1 pseudogene is annotated in these 517 nt (G+C 72.0%); it reads left to right on the forward strand.

The features are described 5' to 3' along the window. Positions 1-200: 200 nt before the first annotated feature. Positions 201-517 (forward strand): annotated as a pseudogene (locus BFF77_RS32095) (hypothetical protein); the annotation flags it as partial.

Here is a 517-nt window from a genome sequence, read left to right on the forward strand (position 1 = left end):
CGTACGCCGATCGGCCCCCGTGGGCCGAGCGCCTGCGCGGGAACCCGTCGTGGATGCCCCTCCCGCAGGTTTGCCCGATTCCGCCCGGACGGTGAGCGGCAGTGTGTGCGGTGTTGACCGTGTGGAGGGCGGTTGCACATCCTTGGCATGCACTGCCGCTGGTTGTCGACGTCGTGCCGACCCCCGGGAGGGGATGCCCCATGCGCAAGTTACCGATGGCTCTTGCAGGCGCTCTGCTCGCTCTCTGCTGCTCGCTCGTCGGGGCCGGCTCCGCCGGGGCCGCCGGGAGCGGGCAGCCGGGCGCGGGCACGGCGCAGGCCGCGGCCAACCGCCTGATCTGCTACCAGGCGCACGTCGCGGGCATCGGCTGGGAGGGTGCGTACTCCTGCAACGGAGCGACGGCGGGAACCACGGGCGAGGGCAGGGCCGTCGAAGCGCTGAGATTCGTCACGATGGACATGTCCGGTCTGTGCGCGCGTGCGCACGTCTCCACGATCGGCTGGCAGCCCTGGGTCTG

Origin of the sequence: Streptomyces lushanensis (assembly GCF_001700515.1) — a bacterium.
In the GTDB taxonomy this organism is placed as follows: Bacteria; Actinomycetota; Actinomycetes; order Streptomycetales; family Streptomycetaceae; genus Streptomyces; species Streptomyces lushanensis.